14 protein-coding genes are annotated in these 17,218 nt (G+C 71.0%); 9 read left to right on the top strand and 5 right to left on the bottom strand.

Annotation, left to right across the window (positions count from 1 at the left end; translation table 11 throughout):
• Positions 1-15: 15 nt before the first annotated feature.
• The 8 genes from NYF13_RS28045 (at position 16) to NYF13_RS28010 (ending at position 7,546) form a co-directional block, all read left to right on the top strand.
• Positions 16-795 (top strand): TauD/TfdA family dioxygenase, encoded by a 780-nt coding sequence (locus NYF13_RS28045; protein ID WP_315660805.1) that lies wholly within the window; start codon positions 16-18, stop codon positions 793-795.
• Positions 792-2,132 (top strand): ATP-grasp enzyme, encoded by a 1,341-nt coding sequence (locus tag NYF13_RS28040; RefSeq protein WP_315660804.1) that lies wholly within the window; start codon positions 792-794, stop codon positions 2,130-2,132. The genes NYF13_RS28045 and NYF13_RS28040 overlap by 4 nt, the downstream gene beginning before the upstream one ends.
• Positions 2,132-3,166 carry a D-alanine--D-alanine ligase gene (locus NYF13_RS28035; RefSeq protein WP_315660802.1) on the top strand — a complete coding sequence of 345 codons (1,035 nt, stop codon included), beginning with the start codon at positions 2,132-2,134 and terminating at the stop codon, positions 3,164-3,166. The genes NYF13_RS28040 and NYF13_RS28035 overlap by 1 nt, the downstream gene beginning before the upstream one ends.
• Before the next feature lie 94 nt (positions 3,167-3,260).
• Positions 3,261-4,604 (top strand): extracellular solute-binding protein, encoded by a 1,344-nt coding sequence (locus tag NYF13_RS28030; protein ID WP_315660800.1) that lies wholly within the window; start codon positions 3,261-3,263, stop codon positions 4,602-4,604.
• An 11-nt stretch (positions 4,605-4,615) separates the two neighbouring features.
• The gene (locus tag NYF13_RS28025) at positions 4,616-5,518 is read left to right on the top strand and encodes a sugar ABC transporter permease (RefSeq protein WP_315660798.1); all 903 of its coding nucleotides are present in this window, start codon (positions 4,616-4,618) and stop codon (positions 5,516-5,518) included.
• On the top strand, positions 5,515-6,348 hold the full coding sequence (locus tag NYF13_RS28020; RefSeq protein ID WP_315660796.1) for a carbohydrate ABC transporter permease: 834 nt from the start codon (positions 5,515-5,517) through the stop codon (positions 6,346-6,348). Before NYF13_RS28025 ends, NYF13_RS28020 begins: the two co-directional genes overlap by 4 nt.
• Before the next feature lie 55 nt (positions 6,349-6,403).
• Entirely contained in the window at positions 6,404-7,225 is an 822-nt protein-coding gene (locus NYF13_RS28015; RefSeq protein WP_315660794.1) for a hydrolase, read from the top strand.
• Positions 7,226-7,357: 132 nt separating this feature from the next.
• Positions 7,358-7,546, top strand: a complete 189-nt coding sequence (locus NYF13_RS28010; RefSeq protein WP_315660793.1) for a hypothetical protein — start codon at positions 7,358-7,360, stop codon at positions 7,544-7,546.
• A 44-nt stretch (positions 7,547-7,590) separates the two neighbouring features.
• Here NYF13_RS28010 and NYF13_RS28005 read toward each other — a convergent pair whose 3' ends face one another.
• The 5 genes from NYF13_RS28005 to NYF13_RS27985 all read right to left on the bottom strand — a co-directional run bounded on the left by NYF13_RS28005 (position 7,591) and on the right by NYF13_RS27985 (position 16,228).
• On the bottom strand, positions 7,591-8,253 hold the full coding sequence (locus tag NYF13_RS28005) for a hypothetical protein (protein ID WP_315660792.1): 663 nt from the start codon (positions 8,251-8,253) through the stop codon (positions 7,591-7,593).
• Positions 8,254-8,469: 216 nt separating this feature from the next.
• Entirely contained in the window at positions 8,470-10,560 is a 2,091-nt protein-coding gene (locus tag NYF13_RS28000) for an AbfB domain-containing protein (protein WP_315660791.1), read from the bottom strand.
• Between the two features lie 64 nt (positions 10,561-10,624).
• On the bottom strand, positions 10,625-10,918 hold the full coding sequence (locus NYF13_RS27995) for a hypothetical protein (protein WP_315660789.1): 294 nt from the start codon (positions 10,916-10,918) through the stop codon (positions 10,625-10,627).
• A gap of 16 nt (positions 10,919-10,934) precedes the next feature.
• Entirely contained in the window at positions 10,935-15,104 is a 4,170-nt protein-coding gene (locus NYF13_RS27990; protein WP_315660788.1) for a polymorphic toxin-type HINT domain-containing protein, read from the bottom strand.
• 68 nt (positions 15,105-15,172) lie between these two features.
• Entirely contained in the window at positions 15,173-16,228 is a 1,056-nt protein-coding gene (locus NYF13_RS27985; RefSeq protein WP_315660786.1) for a hypothetical protein, read from the bottom strand.
• Positions 16,229-17,000: 772 nt separating this feature from the next.
• On the opposite strand from NYF13_RS27985, the gene NYF13_RS27980 reads away from it, so the two are divergent.
• Complete coding sequence (locus NYF13_RS27980; RefSeq protein WP_315660785.1) at positions 17,001-17,162, top strand: hypothetical protein; 162 nt, start codon at positions 17,001-17,003, stop codon at positions 17,160-17,162.
• Positions 17,163-17,218 lie beyond the last annotated feature (56 nt).

Genomic DNA, 17,218 nt, shown 5'->3' with positions numbered 1-17,218 from the left:
GAAAGGGAGGCGGTCATGCGGATCACGGTGCTGGAGCCGCTCGGGGTGGAGCTCACCCGGCTGCGGCCGGCCGAGCTGGGAGACGCAGAAATCGGTGTGCTGGCCGGGTTGCTGGCCGAGCACGGGTTCGCCGTGCTGCCCGGCCAGGACCTCGACGACCGCGGTTTCACGCGGTTCCTGGGCCGCTTCGGCGAGCTGGTGTTCACCGCCGGGGAGACCCCGGTGCCCGGGCACCCGGACCTCAACCTGGTCACGAACGCGGGACGATCGGAGCCACCCCGAAGCGTGTTCCACGTCGACACCAGCTACGTGCGCGAACCTCCGGCCTACACCGCGCTGCGGGCCGTGACCGTCCCGGAACGCGGCGGGCAGACCTTGTTCACCGACCAGTACCGCGCGTTCGACACCTTGCCGGGCGAGCTCCGGGCCCGGCTGGCGGGCCGGACCGTCACCCACCGGGTCACCGGGGTCGATCCGGGCGGTGCGCAGGAGAGCGAGGCCGAGCACCCCCTCTTCCGGCGGCACCCGATCACCGGGCGGACCAGCCTCTACCTCTCGTCCCCGCAACGCTGCCCGGCCATCAGCGGGCTCGACGACGAGGAGGCCGCCGAGGTGATCCGGTTCCTCTACGCCCATTCGACCGCCGAGGCCGGCACCTACCGGCACACCTGGTCGCCCGGTGACCTCGTCATGTGGGACAACGGGTGCGTTCTGCACCGGGCCGACCACAGCGACGTCGTCGGAACCCGCACCCTGCACCGCGGCATGGTCGCCGCCTACCGGGGGACGCCATGAGGACGAACCCACCGGTGGGCCCGGGGAAGCTGCGGACCGCGTCGAAAACCCTGGGAACGCTGGCGTTGCTGCAACTCGTGCTGCCGGTGAACCTGGTCCTCACCGCCGTCGCGCTGGTGTGGCCGCGCCGCGACGCGCCCGCCGCTGCTGCCCCCGGCACCTCGTCGAAGACCATTCTGATCAGCGGCGGCAAGATGACCAAGGCGCTGCAGCTGGCCCGGTCGATGCACCGGGCCGGGCACCGCGTGATCCTGGTGGAGACGGCCCGCTACCGGCTGACCGGGCACCGGTTCTCCCGCGCCGTCGACCGGTTCCGCACCGTCCCGCCGCCCACCGCGCCCGGGTACGCCCAGGCCCTGCTCGACATCGTGCTCGCCGAGGGCGTGGACGTCTACATCCCGGTGTGCAGCCCGGTGTCGAGCTACTACGACGCCCTCGCCAAACCCCTGCTGGAGCCCCACTGCACGGTGCTGCACCCGGAGGCCGAGGTGGTCCGCGCGCTGGACGACAAGTACGAGTTCACCCGCATGGCCCGCGCGGCCGGTCTGTCCACACCGGACTCCCATCGGGTCACCGAAGCCCGGCAGGTGACCGAATTCGACTTCGCGGCCGGGCAGCGGCCGTACCTGCTCAAGAGCATCGCCTACGACCCGGTCAACCGGCTCGACCTGACCACCCTGCCCCGGCCCACCCGGCCGGAGACCGCCGCCCACGCCCGGTCCAAGCCGATCTCGCCGCGGAACCCGTGGATCATGCAGGAATTCATCGCCGGCCAGGAGTACTGCGTGCACACCACGGTGCGGGACGGCGAGATCAAGGTCTACGTGTGCTGTGCGTCCTCCGCGTTCCAGGTGAACTACGCGAGGTCCGACCATCCCGGGATCGAGGCGTGGGTCCGGCGCTTCGCCTCGTTCCACCGGCTGACCGGCCAGATCAGCTTCGACCTCATCCAGGCCGAGGACGGCCGGGTGTTCCCGATCGAATGCAACCCGCGCACCCATTCGGCCATCACCCTCTTCCGTGACCACCCGGGCCTGGCCCCCGCCTACCTCGACCCCGGCGCACCACCGGTCACGCCGCGGCCGGACAGCCGGCCGACCTACTGGACCTACCACGAGCTGTGGCGGCTGCTGCGGCGGCAGCGTGGGCTGCGCGAAGGGCTGCGGGTGTTCGCCCGCGGCACCGACGCCATCTTCGACCGATCCGATCCGCTGCCCTTCCTCCTGGTCCACCACGTGCAGATCCCGGGGCTGCTCCTGCGCAACCTGGTCACCGGCCGCGACTGGCACCGGATCGACTTCAACATCGGCAAACTGGTCGAACCGGCGGGTGACTGATGGCGGCTCTGCGCGTGCTGCACCTCACCGGATCGGCCGAGAGCGCCTTCTTCGCCGAGCTTTCCCTGCTCTACGCCCGTGACTGCGTCGAGTCCGTGCGGGATCCGCGGCGGTACGAAGTCCTCCACGCCCACGTGACCCCGGACGGCCGCTGGCGCTTCCCGTCCGGCCTTTCCGAGAGCGCCATCTCGGCCGCCGCACCGATGACGTTCCCGGCCGCGCTCGCGCACACCGACGCCCTGCGCCCCGACGTCGCGGTGCCGCAGATGTTCTGCCGCCCCGGGATGACCGCCTACCGCGCGGTACTGGATCTGCTGGGCATCGCCTACCTCGGCAATGCCCCCGAAGTCATGGCCCTCGGCGCGGACAAGGCCCGGGCGAAAGCCGTGGTCGCCGCGGCCGGTGTCGCGGTCCCGGCCGGTGACGTGCTCCGCCGGGGGGACCGGACGGACCGGCCGTTGCCGGTCGTGGTCAAACCGGCCGACGCCGACAACTCCACCGGCGTCTCGCTGGTGACCGAGCCCGGCGGACTCGAAGCCGCGCTCGCCGGGGCCTTCGCCCACGGCCCGGACGTGCTGGTCGAGGACTTCATCCCGCTGGGCCGGGAAGTCCGCTGCGGAGTCATCGACCGCGGGGGCGAACTGGTGGTCCTGCCCCTGGAGGAGTACGCCGTCGACCCGGTCACCAAACCCATCCGGCACCGGGCCGACAAGCTGGCGGCGGGCGGCTCCCGGGAACCGCGGCTCAAGCTGGTGGCCAAGGACGAGACGCACGCCTGGATCGTCGATCCGGCCGACCCCGTCACCGCCGTGGTCGGCGAAGCGGCGAAACGCTGCCACCGGGCCCTGGGGTGCCGCCAGTACAGCCTGTTCGACTTCCGCGTCGACCCGGCCGGGCGGCCGTGGTTCCTGGAAGCGAGCCTGTACTGCTCGTTCGCCCGAGCCAGCGTGCTGTGCACGATGGCCGCCGCGGCCGGGATCGAGGTGCCGGAGCTGTTCTCCGATGTGCTGGGCCAAGCGCTGGGTGGGCGGTGAGTGCCGGCGGCAGGCGCCCCGCCCGGCCTCGTCCGGGATCTTCGGGGGGAGCGCTCGCAGCGCACGAACGTCGCCCGCGCCGCACAATGGTCTGGTGATCGAGGGTGTGGGGCGGGCCGGCGGCGAAGGTGCGGTGGCGTGGCCCGACCGTCGTCGCTTCCTCCGCCTGGCCGGGGCCGTGGCCACGGCGGCATCGGCGGCGGCCTGCGGTTTCGTGCCCGGCGAACAGGCGGCGGACGAACCGGACGTGCTCACCGTGGCGCTCTGGGGTACCGAGGCGGAGCTGGCGGCGTTCCGCGCGCTGGCGGACCTGTTCGCCCGGCGGCACCCCGGGGCGCGGGTCGCCTTGGACATCGCCCCGTACGAGAACTTCTTCACCAACATCGACGCCCGCCTGCAAGCCGGCCGCCCACCCGACCTGTTCCGCGTGGACTACGACACCTTCGGGGTGTACGCCGGTGCGAAGCAGCTCCTCGACCTTTCGAAGCTGCTTCCGCCCGGGTTCGGTGAACGCTTCACCCCGGCGATGTGGCAGGCGGTGTGCGTGGGCCGCACCCCCTTCGGCGTGCCGCACCACACCGACACCTCGGTGATCCTCTACAACGTCGAGGCGCTTCGGGCCGCGGGCGTGACCGAAGTTCCGCGCACGCCCGAGGAAGCGTGGACCTGGGAGCAGTTCGACCAGGTCGCGGTGAAGCTGCGGCGGAGCGCGCCGGCCGGCCGTTACCCGTTCGTGGTGAACTGGCAATCGACCGGGGTCACGCGCTGGCTGACGTGGCTCTTCGCCGCGGGAGGCCGGTTCCTCGGGCCCGACCTGCGCACCCCCGCCATCGATGCCGCCGCCGGGCGGGCGGCGCTCGACTTCACGCGGGGCTTCTTCCAGCGGGGGCTGGTGCCCCCGAACTCGTCGGTCAAGGCGACGACCTACGCCAGCGACACCTGGTACGCCCAGACCACGGCGATGACCTTCGGCGGCGCGTTCCTGCTGCCGGACGCGAACTCGACCCTGGATTTCGCCTGGGGCGCCACCTACGCGCCCCGGCACGTGCGCGCGGGCAGCGATCTCGGTGGCAACGCACTGGTGGCGACCGCGGCGACCACCAAACCCGCGCTGGCCGCGGCGTTCCTCGACCTGGTCACCCAGCAGGAACCGATGCGGCAGTTCTGCACGGCGTCCTCGGCCCTGCCCACTCGCCGGGACCTCACCGCGGCGAACCTGCGGTTCACCGCCCGGCCGGAGCTGACCCCGGTCTTCCTCGGGCAGGCGGCGACGGTGCAGCCGCAGGACGCCGCGCAGGTCGCTTCGCCCGCCATGGACGCCATCAACCTGGTGCTGAGTGACCAGCTGGAGGAAGCGTTCGTGGGCGGGCAGGACACCGGCAAGACCCTCGCGGCCATGGCCGAGGGCATCGCGGCGGCGACGGCGAGGCGGCCGTGAAGCCGGTGGCGGTGCGTTCTCCCGGTGAGGGGCCGCGGCGGCGACGTCGAGCCGGTGAAGCTCGTGCGGCGTGGGCGTTCCTGGGGCCCTACCTGCTCACCCTGGCGCTGTTCATGGTGCTGCCCCTGTTCTGGGCCCTGACCATCAGCTTCCAGCAGGACAACGGGTTCGGCGACGCGCGCTGGAGCGGACTGGACAACTACGTGCGGCTGGCCACCGACGTCCACTTCTGGCTGGCCGCACTGAACACGGCCCTGTTCACCGCGGTGGTGACCCCGCTGTCGATGGCCCTGGGCCTGGGCGCCGCCACGCTGCTGAACCCGGTGCTGCCGGGCCGGGCGGTGTTCCGGTCGGTGTTCATCCTGCCCATGGCCGTGTCGGGCGTGGCGACCGCGCTGACCGGGGCCCTGGTCTTCAACGAGAACAACGGGATCTTCAACGCCCTGCTGGGTTCCCTGGGGCTCGGCGGGGTGCAGTGGCAGTCCGGCGGGGTGGCCGCGTTCGCGTCGGTCGCCCTGGTCACCCTGTGGTGGCGAGTGGGTTTCAACATGCTGATCTACCTCGCCGGACTGCAGGGCATCGACCCGGTCCTCTACGAATCGGCCCGGCTCGACGGCGCCGGCCGCCGGCAGCGGTTCCGCTACATCACCGTGCCCATGGTCGGCCCGTCGTCGTTCTTCCTGGTGATCATGAACGTCATCTACTCGTTCCAGGTGTTCGACATCGTGTTCGTGATGACCGGGGGCGGGCCCCGGGACGCGACGTCGGTGCTGGTGACCTACGCGTACGAGACCGCGTTCACCACCCGGGACCACGGCTACTCCGCCGCGATCGGCATGGTCCTGCTGCTGCTGACCTTCGGGTTCACCGTGGCGCGCTGGCGCACCGGCCGCACCGCGGACGTGACCGGATGACCCCCCGGGAGCGGGCCCGCCGCCGCCGCCGGACGCTGCGGCTGCTCATCGCCGTACCCGTGGCCCTGGTGCTGCTGTTCCCGCTGTACTGGATGGCGGTGGTGGCGTTCTCCCCGCGCGCCGACCTGCTCGACGGCGAAGTGCGGCTGTGGCCCGAGCACCTCACCACCGGCAACTTCACCAGCCTGTTCGCCACCTACCCGGTGCTCACCTGGCTCGGCAACTCGCTGGCCATTTCGCTGGTGTCGGCCGTGCTCACGGTGGTGGTCAGCACCGCGGCCGGCTACGCACTGGCCCAGCTGAGGTTCCGGGGCTCGAACGCGATCTTCCTGGTCGCGCTCGCCACGCTGATGGTGCCGGTGCAGGTCATCATGGTGGCCCAGTTCAAGCTGGTGATCTCCCTGCACCTCTACGGCACCTACTGGGCGGTGATCCTGCCCGCGGTCGCCTCGGCGTTCGGCGTCTTCCTGGCCCGGCAGTTCATGCTGGCGATCCCGCGTGAGCTCGTCGACGCCGCGCGCATGGACGGCGCCGGCCAGTTCCGCACCTTCGTCAGCGTCGTGCTGCCGCTGTGCAAACCGCTCCTGGCCGTGCTCCTGCTGATGTCCCTGCTGCAGAACTGGAACGATTTCGCCTGGCCACTGCTGGCGCTGAAGGAGAACCGGCTCTTCACCGCCCCCGTGGGCCTGCTGTACCTGCAGGGCCAGTACGGATCCGACTACGGCGGCACCATGGCGTTCGCCCTGCTGAGCGTACTGCCCATGGTCACGCTCTTCCTGGTGTTCCAGCGGTTCTTCGTCCAGGGCTTCACCCGCACCGGGCTGAAGTGACCGCGCCGCGCGCCCGGTTCGGCCGCTGCTTCGGCAGAGGGTTCGTGCTGGTCCCATGACGATCTGGATCTGCGGGACCTGCGGGGTCGAGCACCCCGACACCGGTTCGCCCCCGGCCGGGGTGTGCGCGATCTGTTCGGACGAGCGGCAATGGGTCCCCGGATCGGGCCAGTCCTGGACGACCCTGGCCGAGCTGTCCGCCGGGGGTCCGGCCCTGGTGCACGAGAAACTGGAGCCGGGCGTCCACCGGCTCAACCGGGAACCGGCGTCCGCCATCGGCCAGTGGACGCACCTGGTCCAGACCAGCGGGGGCAACCTGCTGTGGGACCCGCCGAACCACCTCGATCCCGCCACGGCCGCCAAGGTGGACGAACTGGGTGGCGCCGCGGTGATCGTGGCCAGCCACCCGCACATGTACGGCTGCCAGGTCAGCTGGAGTCATCGGCTGGGCCACGTTCCCGTGCTGGTCCACTCCGCGGACCGCGAATGGGTGCGGCGGGAGGATCCGGTGATCCGGGAGTGGGCCGGGGTCCGGGAGGTCCTGCCCGGGATCACCCTGATCGAAGCGGGCGGGCACTTCCCCGGCGCGGCGGTGGCGCACCTCGCCCACGCCGCCGGGGGCGCCCTGCTCGCCGGGGACACCATCGTCCCCGTACCCGCCGAAGGCTGGGTGACCTTCATGCGCAGCTACCCGAACAAGATCCCCCTGTCCGCGGGTCTGGTGCGCAAGATCGCCGACCGGCTCGAACCCTACGATTTCGACCGCCTGTACGGCCTGCTGGGCGGCGTAGTACCCCACGACGCCAAGAACGCGGTCCGGCGGTCCGCCCAGCGCTACATCGCCTGGGTCAGCGGAGCCAACGACCACCTGGGCTGAGCCAGGCGAACCCACACCCCCGGCGACCGGGCACGGTGCGGTGACCGGGCTTCCTGTGGAAGGCTTGCGTGAAGAGCGGGAGGAGAGCCGGCTGTGGTCACCAGGCGAAAGCGGCAGTGGCGGGGTTTCGCGGTGGAGATGCTGGTCCTGGCGATCTGGTTCATCGCCTATCCGCTCCTGATCCGGCCCCTGCTGCCCAGCAGCGACGTGCTGGGTATCGCGATCCTCGTGGTGTTGTCGCTGGCCATCTTGGCTGTTCCGATCGTCACCGCGTTTTACCGCCGGAAGCGGCGAAGCACCTCCGGCCGGGGTCGTCGGTAGCGGAGGCCGGGGCTCTGGCGGCGTCGAATACCGAAGGCCACCGGTCAGCGGAGCGGGTAGCCGGTCGCGGCGACGCTGTCCGCGATGGCCGCCAGGGTGGTCGCGGGGTTGAGCGCGGTCACGACATTCGCGGTCAGCGGGTACCCGGCGTAGACGTGACGCACCGCGTCGAGGTCGATCGGCTTTTCGTAGTAGCCCTGCGCCCACTTCTGGAACGCTTCGGGGGTGCCGTCGGCCAGCAGCGCGAACATCCAGCCGGCCCCGTCGCCGCCCCCGCCGGGGAACTCGATGACCCCGTGCTGCCAGCCGGTGTCGCGGTGCTCGCGCCACAGGCACACCGTGACGCACGGCGTGCCGGACTCGTCGGAGAACGCCGGCTCCGCCACGCACTTGCGAAACACTTCGGGCACCGCGTCGAGCACACCGGGCCACGGTTGCTCGTCGTCGGTGGCGTAGGGACTCATCGGTGACTCGTGGTCGAAACCGCGGACGTACGCACCCGCGGCCGTGAACACGACGGAGTATTCGTTGCCCGCCCCGTCCCGCATGGAGGCCAACTCCTCGCCCGGCGCCCACGCAGTGTCGTAGAGGTGGTACCGGTCGTCGTCATCAGGGCTCAACACGACGTCCAACGCGGCCAGCGCCCGGCACAGCGCGCGAAGCTCGGCAACGGCGGGCAAGCGGCGGGCGAGGTCGTACACGGTCACCTCGACATCCAAGCAGGCCGCTCGAACGCCCGGTCAAGCCCATCACACCGGCTCGTCGCCGCGAGTTTCCCGCATCGTCCACTTCGGATGGTGCCTCGGCGCGGCCAGCGGTACGGGCAAGGAGTCAGCGCCAGGGCCGGATCGGCGGTGGTGGTCCGGAAGAACGAATCGGGCCACCCCGCGGGTGACGCGGGGTGGCCCGATTCGTTCTCGGGATCAGGCCCGGTAGTCCCGGGTCTTCCCGGTTGCCGGGTCGTGGTCGATGATGCCGTGCTCGAAGGTGCTGCGGCGCAGGGTCCCGACCGAGGCTTCGTCCGCGGTGGGGAAGCCGAGGTAGGACCGTTCCCAGTCGAGCTGGGCCCAGCGCTCGCGGATCGCACCGTAGATCAGGTGCGCGCCGGTGGCGGGCGAGAAGTAGATCGAGCCGCCGTTCGCCACGTGCGTGAAGCTGCCCGCGACGTTCGGCGTGGGTGTGGTGTCGATGATCGGCAACTGCCAATGGTATTCGCCGACGCTTTCGTACTTCTCCAATGCCGCACCAGTGACCGCGTGCGCACCGGTGGCGGCGCTCCAGTACATCCGGCCGCCTGCGTAGTCGCGGTAGCGGACGCCGCCGTTGAACGCGTCGTACACCTCGGGGGCGACCGGAGCGCCCAGGATGACCCGGATGGCGTCGTCGTTCTTCCAGCGCGAGACGATCGGCGTGGTCACCTCCGGATCCGGGTCGACGACCGACCAGGTGATGTCCTCCTTGAACAGTCGGCTGGCGTTGTAGCCGGCGTCGTCGGCGCTGGTGGCGGCGTAGACCTGGCCGCCCCAGTGGCGCAGGAAGTGGCCGCGGTGCGAGTAGGACTCCAGAGAGACCCCGGAACCCGACTGGCCGGGGCTGGAGCACCAGGTGGCGTCGTTCTTGAACGGAGTGCCACCGTCACTGGCGGCGAGCTTCACGACGTCGCCGTCCGTCCGCAGGTAGCTGCCCGCGAGCTGGGTCGACTCCAGCGAAAAGCAGTTCGCGTCGGCCAGGCCGTCCCTGATCTTCCAGGTGGCTCCGGTCAGCTTTGCGCTGCCCTGGGTGCCGGGGTCACCCCCGACGACGTAGGTGTTGCCGCCGTTGCTGGTGACGTACCCGCCGCGGGAACCCCGCGTGGTCGCCTCCAGCGACTGCGCCGGCGCAGCATCCTGGCCGGTCAGCAGGAAGGTCTCGACGTCGGAGTCGGAACCGGCGAGGGCGGCCGCGGCGGCCGCGACCAGGCGGGGCCGCATACCACCGTTCTCGGCTCGGGCCTTGATCTCCCGTGCGACCCGCCGGTTCTCGGCGGCCTTCTTCTCGTTCTCGATCGCGACATCGCGATCGCGCGCGGTGTAGATGCCGCTCGCGATGTAGGCCTTCCAGTCCGCCGGGTTCGCACTGTTCAGCGCGGCCTGCCCGGCGATCGCGACCTGCGTCCCGGAGACGGCCTTCTCCAGCAATTTGCGGATGAAGAAGTCATCGGCCAGGTCGAGCATCACATCGGTGGTCGTCAGCCCGACGACGGTCGCCGCGTTCTCCCGCGCGGCACGGGCGATGAGCCGGGCCTTCTCCGCCTCGGTGCGGTCCTTGTCGGCGTTGGCGGCGTCCACCTGGTCCTGCCGCTTCGCTGCGAGCAAGCCGCTGGCGAGGAACGTCTTCTGGTCCGCCTCGGGCGCGTCGAACGCCGCCAGCGCGGCGGCCTTCACCTTCGGGTAGCCGGTGACGAAATGCCACAGCTCGTAGATGAAGTCGCGGTAACCGAGATCGAGCTGCTGCTCGGTGACCGGCATGGCCATGAGCGCCGCGGCGCTCTGCTTCAGCCGCCGAGCCTGATCGCGTTCCAGCTGCCCGCGCGCGTAATTGTCCCGGTCACGCCCGGCAACGTCCGTCACCCCGGACCGGATGAACAGCGTCGACGCAGTGTCTCCGTCGCGGTACGCCTGGAGCGCACCAGCCTTGACCATCGGGAAACGCGCCGGGTCGGCGGTGTCGAAGATCTTGAAGACGAAATCCCGGTCACGCAGCACGAGCCAGCCGTTGTCGATGTCCAACCCCAGCGACCGGACTGCGTTGACCTTCTCCTCCGGCGTCGCCTCCGGCAGTGCGGCTGCCGCCGGACCCGCCGGAGCCTCGGCCAACACCTCCGCCGACGGCACCGACGGCACCGACGGCGCCGTCGGCGGTGCAGCCGGCAGGGTGGCCGCCGACGCGAATGGCGCTCCCAGTCCGATGAGCAAGCCGGCCGTGGTAGCGGCGACCACCGCACGGGCCAGCCGGCCGGCTCTCTTCTTGTCCATGACAGGCTCTCTCATTTCCCCTGTTTTCCCTCTTGCCCAGTGGTTCGGCCCTGAAGGCCGATGGTCAGTCCCCGTTGATCCACAAGTAGCCGCGTTCCCGTTCGATCGACTCGAACAGCGCCCGGAGATGCGCCACTTCGAATGCCAGCTCCGGTTTCCGCCCGGCGATCTCCTCGAGCTCTTCGCCGGCCCTGCGCAGTTGCACGGTGTTGAACATCGTGTCGGCGTGGAGTGCCACGGTGTGGAGCAGGCTGTCCGGGCGCACGTGAGCGAGCACCTCAGTCAGGTACCGCCCGGTCGAATCGTCGAGATACACCTGGTCGTGGACCTGGTTGCGCCGATAAACGGAAAGTCCCATGGTTTTCTCTTCCGGCTCAGTTCGGTACCTGGATCGGCTTGGGGACCGGGTACATCGACATGATGCCGCCGTATCGGTCCTGCACCATCATGTACCAGTTGGTCGACAGCCCACCGAGATCCTGGGACACCGTGCCGACGGGGCTGCCGTGATCGACCAGCCGCTCGAAGTTGCCGTTCTTGTTGGGGCCGAGGCAGGCGCACAGGTTCGCTTGGTCGACCAGCGCGTCGAGATCGACGTTCGCCTCGAAGAGGCCCTTCTCCCTGGTCGCCTTGGCCCCGCCGGGCATGTGCGTTTCGCGGATCTTGGCCTCGGACGCGTTGTCCAGCCCTGCATCGACGCAGGCGGTCCGGTTGTGGACGAGCACGCCCACCGTCGACCCGCCGGCCGGGCCGGCGTGGACGTAGTAGGTGTGGATGCCTTCGACCGTCAGGTTGAAGACCTCGAGCGGGGCCGACCACGCCCTCGTGGCCGAGATGGTGGCCGACCGGCCCTCGGGGGTGCGAAGCTGCTCCCCGGCCTGCAGGTGCCGCGCGGCCAGCCAGCCATGCCGGTCGGCCACCCAGAACGGGTGTCCGTCCGTGGCGTCGATGTCGGCGGTCGCGCCCCCGGCTGCGCCATCGGTGTCGACGGTCACCGTGACCATCGACTTCACCCCGGTGCCGCGGATGACTTCCTGCACTGGGCGGGCTTCGGTCCGCCCGCTGGCCGGATCGGTCGCGACGACCAGGTCGCCGATCGCTACCTTCCCGATCGGTCGCCAGCGCCCGTCCGCGAGGAGTACCGGTGTTTCCGCGGTGAAGCTGTTGCCGCCACACACTTTCCTGAGCTTGTCGACCAGGTCGCCAGCCTTTTCCAGCAGCTTCTGGCCGGCGGCTGAACCCTCCAGGAACTTCGTCAGCCCACCGGCGATCTTCGCGATGGCCCCGCTCACCGCCGGGAGCTTGGCGACCAGCGCCAGCAGCGAGCCGACGTTGACCACAGTCCACAGGCAGGCAGCTACATCGCCGTCGCCGAAGCACGTCTTGGCGTCGGTGTACCCGATGACGTCGAGCAGGACCTCGCCGCCGTTTTCGATGATCCAGTCGAGAACGCTCTTCTTGGCCTGGTCGTAGGCGGAGTGGTAGTCCGCCAGGCACTGGTCGACATCGCGGGTCTGCTCCCGGCAGGCCGCCAGCAGCGCGCCGTCATCCCCGACCGAGAGATCCGGACCGGCTTGCCCCGCCTGGTCGGCGAGGTTCTTCCGGTCGGACGCCTGCCGGTCCCGCTCCGCCTGCTCGGCGCGGTCGGCGGCGTGACCCGCGTCGACCGCGCTCTGCATGGCGTTGCGCGCGGCCTGGGCGGTGTCATCGGCGTGGGTCTGGGCTTCCGACGCGGCCGTCTCCGCCGCCGATGCGTCCGACTCCGCCCGGCTCGCCGCACCCCGGGCCGCGGCCGCGTCGGATTCCGCCCGGCCGGCGGCCGCTCGGGCGGCGGTGGCCTCGGCCGCGGCCGAGGAGGCCGAGCGACCGGCGATGACCGCGTCGTTGCTTGCCGCGTTCGCCGCGGCACGGGCCTTGACCGCGTCCGCATGGGCCTGGGCGTCCGCGTTCGCCGCCCGGGAGGCGGCTGCGCGGGCGGCGGCGCCGTCGACGGCCGCGTCCGCTGCCGACTGCTGGGCTTCTGCGGCCGACTTCGCCGCGGCCGCAGCTGACCGCGCCGCCGCGGCGGAAGCGGCATAAGCCGGTTTCACCTCACCCGCTGCACGGTCCGCCGCCTCCTGCGCGAGCCGCGCAGCTTCGAGTGCTTCGGTCGCGCGTTGCTGCGCCGCCTTGGCTTGCTCCGCACCGACAGCCTTGGCCTGATTCGCCACCAGCAGCACGAAGTCGGCGCCAACGTCCCCGGCGGTGAACGGCGCGACGACCGTGATAGCCGTGTTCGCCGGATCGGTGATCGCCTGAGCCGACGTCCGCGCCGCGACCGAGGCCTGTACCGCCAGCCCGGCCTGCGTCGCCGCCGACACCGACTCCGCCGCTGCCGCATCCGCCTCAGCCTTGGTCCGCTCAGCCGACCGGACCGCCTGCACCGCTTCCGACGCCGCCTGCTCGGCCAGCGAAACGGCGTTACGCGCGGCCTCGGTCGCCTGCGCTTCCGAGAACGTCGCGTCCGACGCCGCCGACTGGGCCTTCAACCGCGCTGCATGTGCCACGGCCGCTTCGGCCTCGGCCTGGTTCGCTGCCGCATTCGCCCGTGCCGCCGCCGCGGCCGCCTGCTGCGCGGCGGCCCGAGACCGGGCCGCATGCGCACCCGCTTCGGTCGCCGCCGCGCGGGCGCCCGCCGCCGCACCGGTCGCCGTGTTCGCCGCACCCCGCGCCGCACCCGCCGCGCCACGAGCGGTCACCGCGGCGCCGCGAGCCTCATCCGCCGCATCCTGAGCCGGTTTCGCATACTGCCCACCGCGCGCCGCGGCGGCCATCGCATCCGTCGCCGCCGCGCGAGCCTCAGCCGCTCGCTGCTCCCGTTCGGCCCGGTACGCCCGGTCCCGCGCGTCCGCCGCGTTCTTTTCCTCGCCCCGCGCACGACCTTCCGCGTCCGCCGCGCGGCCATTCGCCGCATCGGCGACACCCCGGGCCGCCGACGCGATCCCGGCCTGCCGGTCCGCCTCGGCCCGCGCCGAGTGCGCTACCGCCGCCTGCTGATCGGCCCGCGCGCGGGCCGACGCGGCCGCCGCGCGCTCACGCTCGGCCGTCGACCGCGCGGCCGCAGCATTGGCTGCCTCACGCTCCGCGGTGACCCGCGCAGTACGCGCCCGCTCGGCCGCAGCCCACGCCTGGGCCTCGGCCGCCTCCGCGACCTGCCGGGCCGACTTCGTCCGCGCCGCCGCGTCCTTCGCCGCCTCCGCCTGCACACGGGCTGCTTCGGCGATCTGCGCCGCCGCGCGGGCGTGCTCTTCGGCGTGCAGACGCCACTGCTTCGCCTCCTCCGCGTGCCGCTGCGCCTTCTCCTGCGCGTCACGGGCCTGGTCGGTGAACGCCGTCGCGTCGATCGCGTGCTGAGCGGTCTCCGATGCACTCGCCGCCGCCTGCGCCGCAGCAGCCATTCCGGTGGCCATCTGCGCCCACTGGATGCCGTAGGTCAAGCCGGTGTCGATCAGGATGCTCGCCTGCACCTTCGCCGACGCCGCGGCCTGCTGCGCATCGGTCGCGGCCTGCCGTGCGTAACCGAGTTGGCGGGTGACCTCCGCCTTCTGCCGGTCGAACGCGTCCGCCGGGTGCTGACCGCCCGCGGTGTTCGCGGCGAGGACCTGCGCGGCCTTGCGCGCCTCGTTCCCCGCCGAGATCAGCGCGTTCGACGACTTCTCCAGCGCGTGAACGCCGTTTCCGTGCGCCACCAGCAGATCGCGGCGGGCCTGCGCGGCGCGTGCCGCCCGGCGCGCGAGTTCGGACAGCTCCTCGGCGGCCTTGGTGCGGGCCTCCTCGTCCTCGATCTGCTGTTGTCGCGCCTCCGCGTCGATTTTGGCCGCCGCCAGGTAACCGGTCTGGAGGAACGCGGCGACGGCGATGTCCCCACCGTCCAAAGCAGACTGGGCCGCCCGCTGGACGGCCGGACCGGCGACGCCGACGAGCATCTGCACGCGTGCCCGGTCGCGGTCGCGCACGTCCTGCGCGCCCTTGGCCGTATCGGCGTCGCGCTGGTCCGCGATGTCCTTGCCGTAGGCCAGGAACAGCCTGCGGTCGTTCGCGCTGCCCGCGAGCACCCGTTCGACCTCGGCCTTGAGGTACGGGCCACCGGTGTCACGCAACGCTTGTACCTGCGCCAGTTCCGACCGCGCCGTCTCGTCCTTGCGGGCCTGGGCCCTGGCCCTCGCCTCGGTGATCCCCCGGTTGAGGAAGTCCATGATGGCCGAGTTGCCGCCGGCGGCGAGTGCGGCCGCCGCAGCGTCGCGAACCTCCTGGTCCTCGGCCAGCTCGGCGTTGTCCACCACGATCTGGCGGAACCGCGGGTCACCCCAGTCCGGCACGCCCGCGGAGCCGTCCCACTCCTGGTACGGGTCCGGCGGCATCGGCCGAGCCGGACTGTCGGCCGGCACGTCGGCCGGCGACGAGGCAGTCCGGACCGGCACGGCCGACGCAGCATTTGACTGGACCAGCCCGGCGAACACCGCGAACACGAGGAAGACCATCATCAGTCTTCGGGCGTGCTTCACCAGATCCCCCTGTTGTAGACCATTCCGGATGCGCCTGAAGCGCACGGAGAAATACGAAATAAACGAATTCAGGCGGCGCGGACGCGCTGTTCACCGTCGCGAGCTTGCTGCAGCAGTGCGGTCCAGTACTGGGCCTGCTGCGTGGCAACCTTGCCTTCCTCGGTCCACGCACCCTGGTTTTCCTGCGCGGGTCCGGCCATCGCGGCCCAGTTCGGGCCGCTCGCCGCGTTCACCGCGGTCAGCACCGCAGTCCAGTTGGCGGCCTGCCGGTCGGCCAGGAGCCGGGCCTCATCCCAGTAGGAACGTGCGGGCGTGGTCTGCTCGCCGACGGCCTGCCACGCCTGCACCGCGGCGGCGCGGGCCTTCTCGGCGAGGTCGCTCGAGGCGTCTCGTGCGGCCTGTTCGGCGGCGGCCGCCTCACTCAGCAGCCCGGAAAGGGCCGCTCGCCAACGCATCTCGTCGTCGGCGCTGCGCAGGCGGTGCGCGTCCAGGTCGAGCTTGGCGCCGAACGCCCAACCGGTGGCGAAGAAGTCGACGACGTCGCTGTCGGTCGCGCCGACGCGAACGGCATACGCCGCGCTCACCCGCACCTGCTCGCCGAGGTCGTCGACACTGAGGGCACGGACGAACTTCCGGTCCTCCTCCGCCAGTGCCTTCGCCTGCTCGCCCTTGACGTCGCGGGCTGCGCTGTCACGCTGCTTGGCCGCCGCGAAACCGCCGTTGGCGAAACGCTCACGGTCGGCGTCGTCACGGCTGTTCGCCGCGAGTTGCGCCGCTGCGTGCACCTCCGGGGAGAACTCCGCCGGATAGGTGGCCAGCACCCGCCTGGCGAAGTCGGCGTCACGGGCCTTCTTCTGCGCGGACAGCTTGACCGCATAGTCGTAACCGGAATCCTTGAACTGCTGGATCGCCGCCTCCGGCGCGCTGGACAGCAACGCCTGCCACGCGGAGATGCGCACGACGGATCGCGGATCGTTGAGCGCCAGGTACTGCACCCATGCCTTGTCCGCACCGAAATCCTGAACAGCGGCAGCAGACGCCAACGCCACCGACGGCGAAGCCGCCGAGCCGAGCGCGATCGCCGTCGACAAGCAGACCGCAGACACCAGCGCGCGTTTACGCATCGGTTCCCCTCCCCCGGGACCGCGGGCGAAATCGCCGAACGCGGATAAAGTGAAGGTAATGGAACGGTCTAGCACAGACCAGTGAGACGATCATCACGGGCCAACCCACCGGACATCCGGTAACGAAACGAGTGGGCGAACCGAACACCGCAATTGCATCATCCTCAGGGAGGCACGAAGCCCGAAAGGCCCGGGCGACCACGTCAACCCCGTTACCCTCGATCCCGTGCACCCAATATCGGACGGTTACCCTGCGCACGCTTCCGCTCGGTGCCCCGAGTAGCAGGCCCTGCTTGTGCAGAAGGAGCCCGACCGGCTGCGGTTACTGGTGCCCGTAGTCGTCGGCTTGGTGCCGACGGGGTGTTCGCGCTGACCCGGTCCCCCACCCGACGCAGCCTTGGGACGGGGCAGTCGGCGCTGGCCGCACCGGTGGTGGCGGTGCCGTAGGTTCGCCTTCAGCTGGGTGATGCCCGGCTCGGCGGTTCCGGGTCCACCCATCATCAAAACCCTGCGGAAGTCCTGAGGCGCCTGGGCTCCTCAAACGGCGCTGTGACGTACGCGGGTCAATACCCCTAGGCAGCCTGGCTGTCGTTCCTGCCCACCGCTCTCGGCGCCCTGGCCTTCTTCGCTGGGCTGCCCGCGCTGGCCCGTCGTGGCCCGGCCTCGGCCGTGCTGTTGCCGCTCGGCGCGCCCGTCCCGGCCGGGGCCCTGCACCACCCGGCCTGCTCGCTGCTGCACTTGCCGGGACGGAGTCCCCGCCGTCTTGACCGCTGTGGCACTGGTGGTCGCCGACGGGGGAAATTACGTCTCGGCTGGGCTGTCGCGGCAATTCGCGCCCATCACGATGAATCACACGACCACGACGCAGCACAAGCGGATCGGACCCGAACTGAGCCGGCTGATCGGTCACGGCACGGTCGCGCAGCGGCAGTGAGATCGGTGCACTGAGCCGAAGATTGCGGCTGCTCGATCGTCGACCTGTTCGACGAT

This window comes from Amycolatopsis sp. PS_44_ISF1 (genome assembly GCF_032335455.1).
Lineage (GTDB): Bacteria > Actinomycetota > Actinomycetes > Mycobacteriales > Pseudonocardiaceae > Amycolatopsis.
The sequence above is the reverse complement of the archived record's forward strand: the minus strand, read 5'-3'. Positions and strand labels throughout refer to the sequence as shown.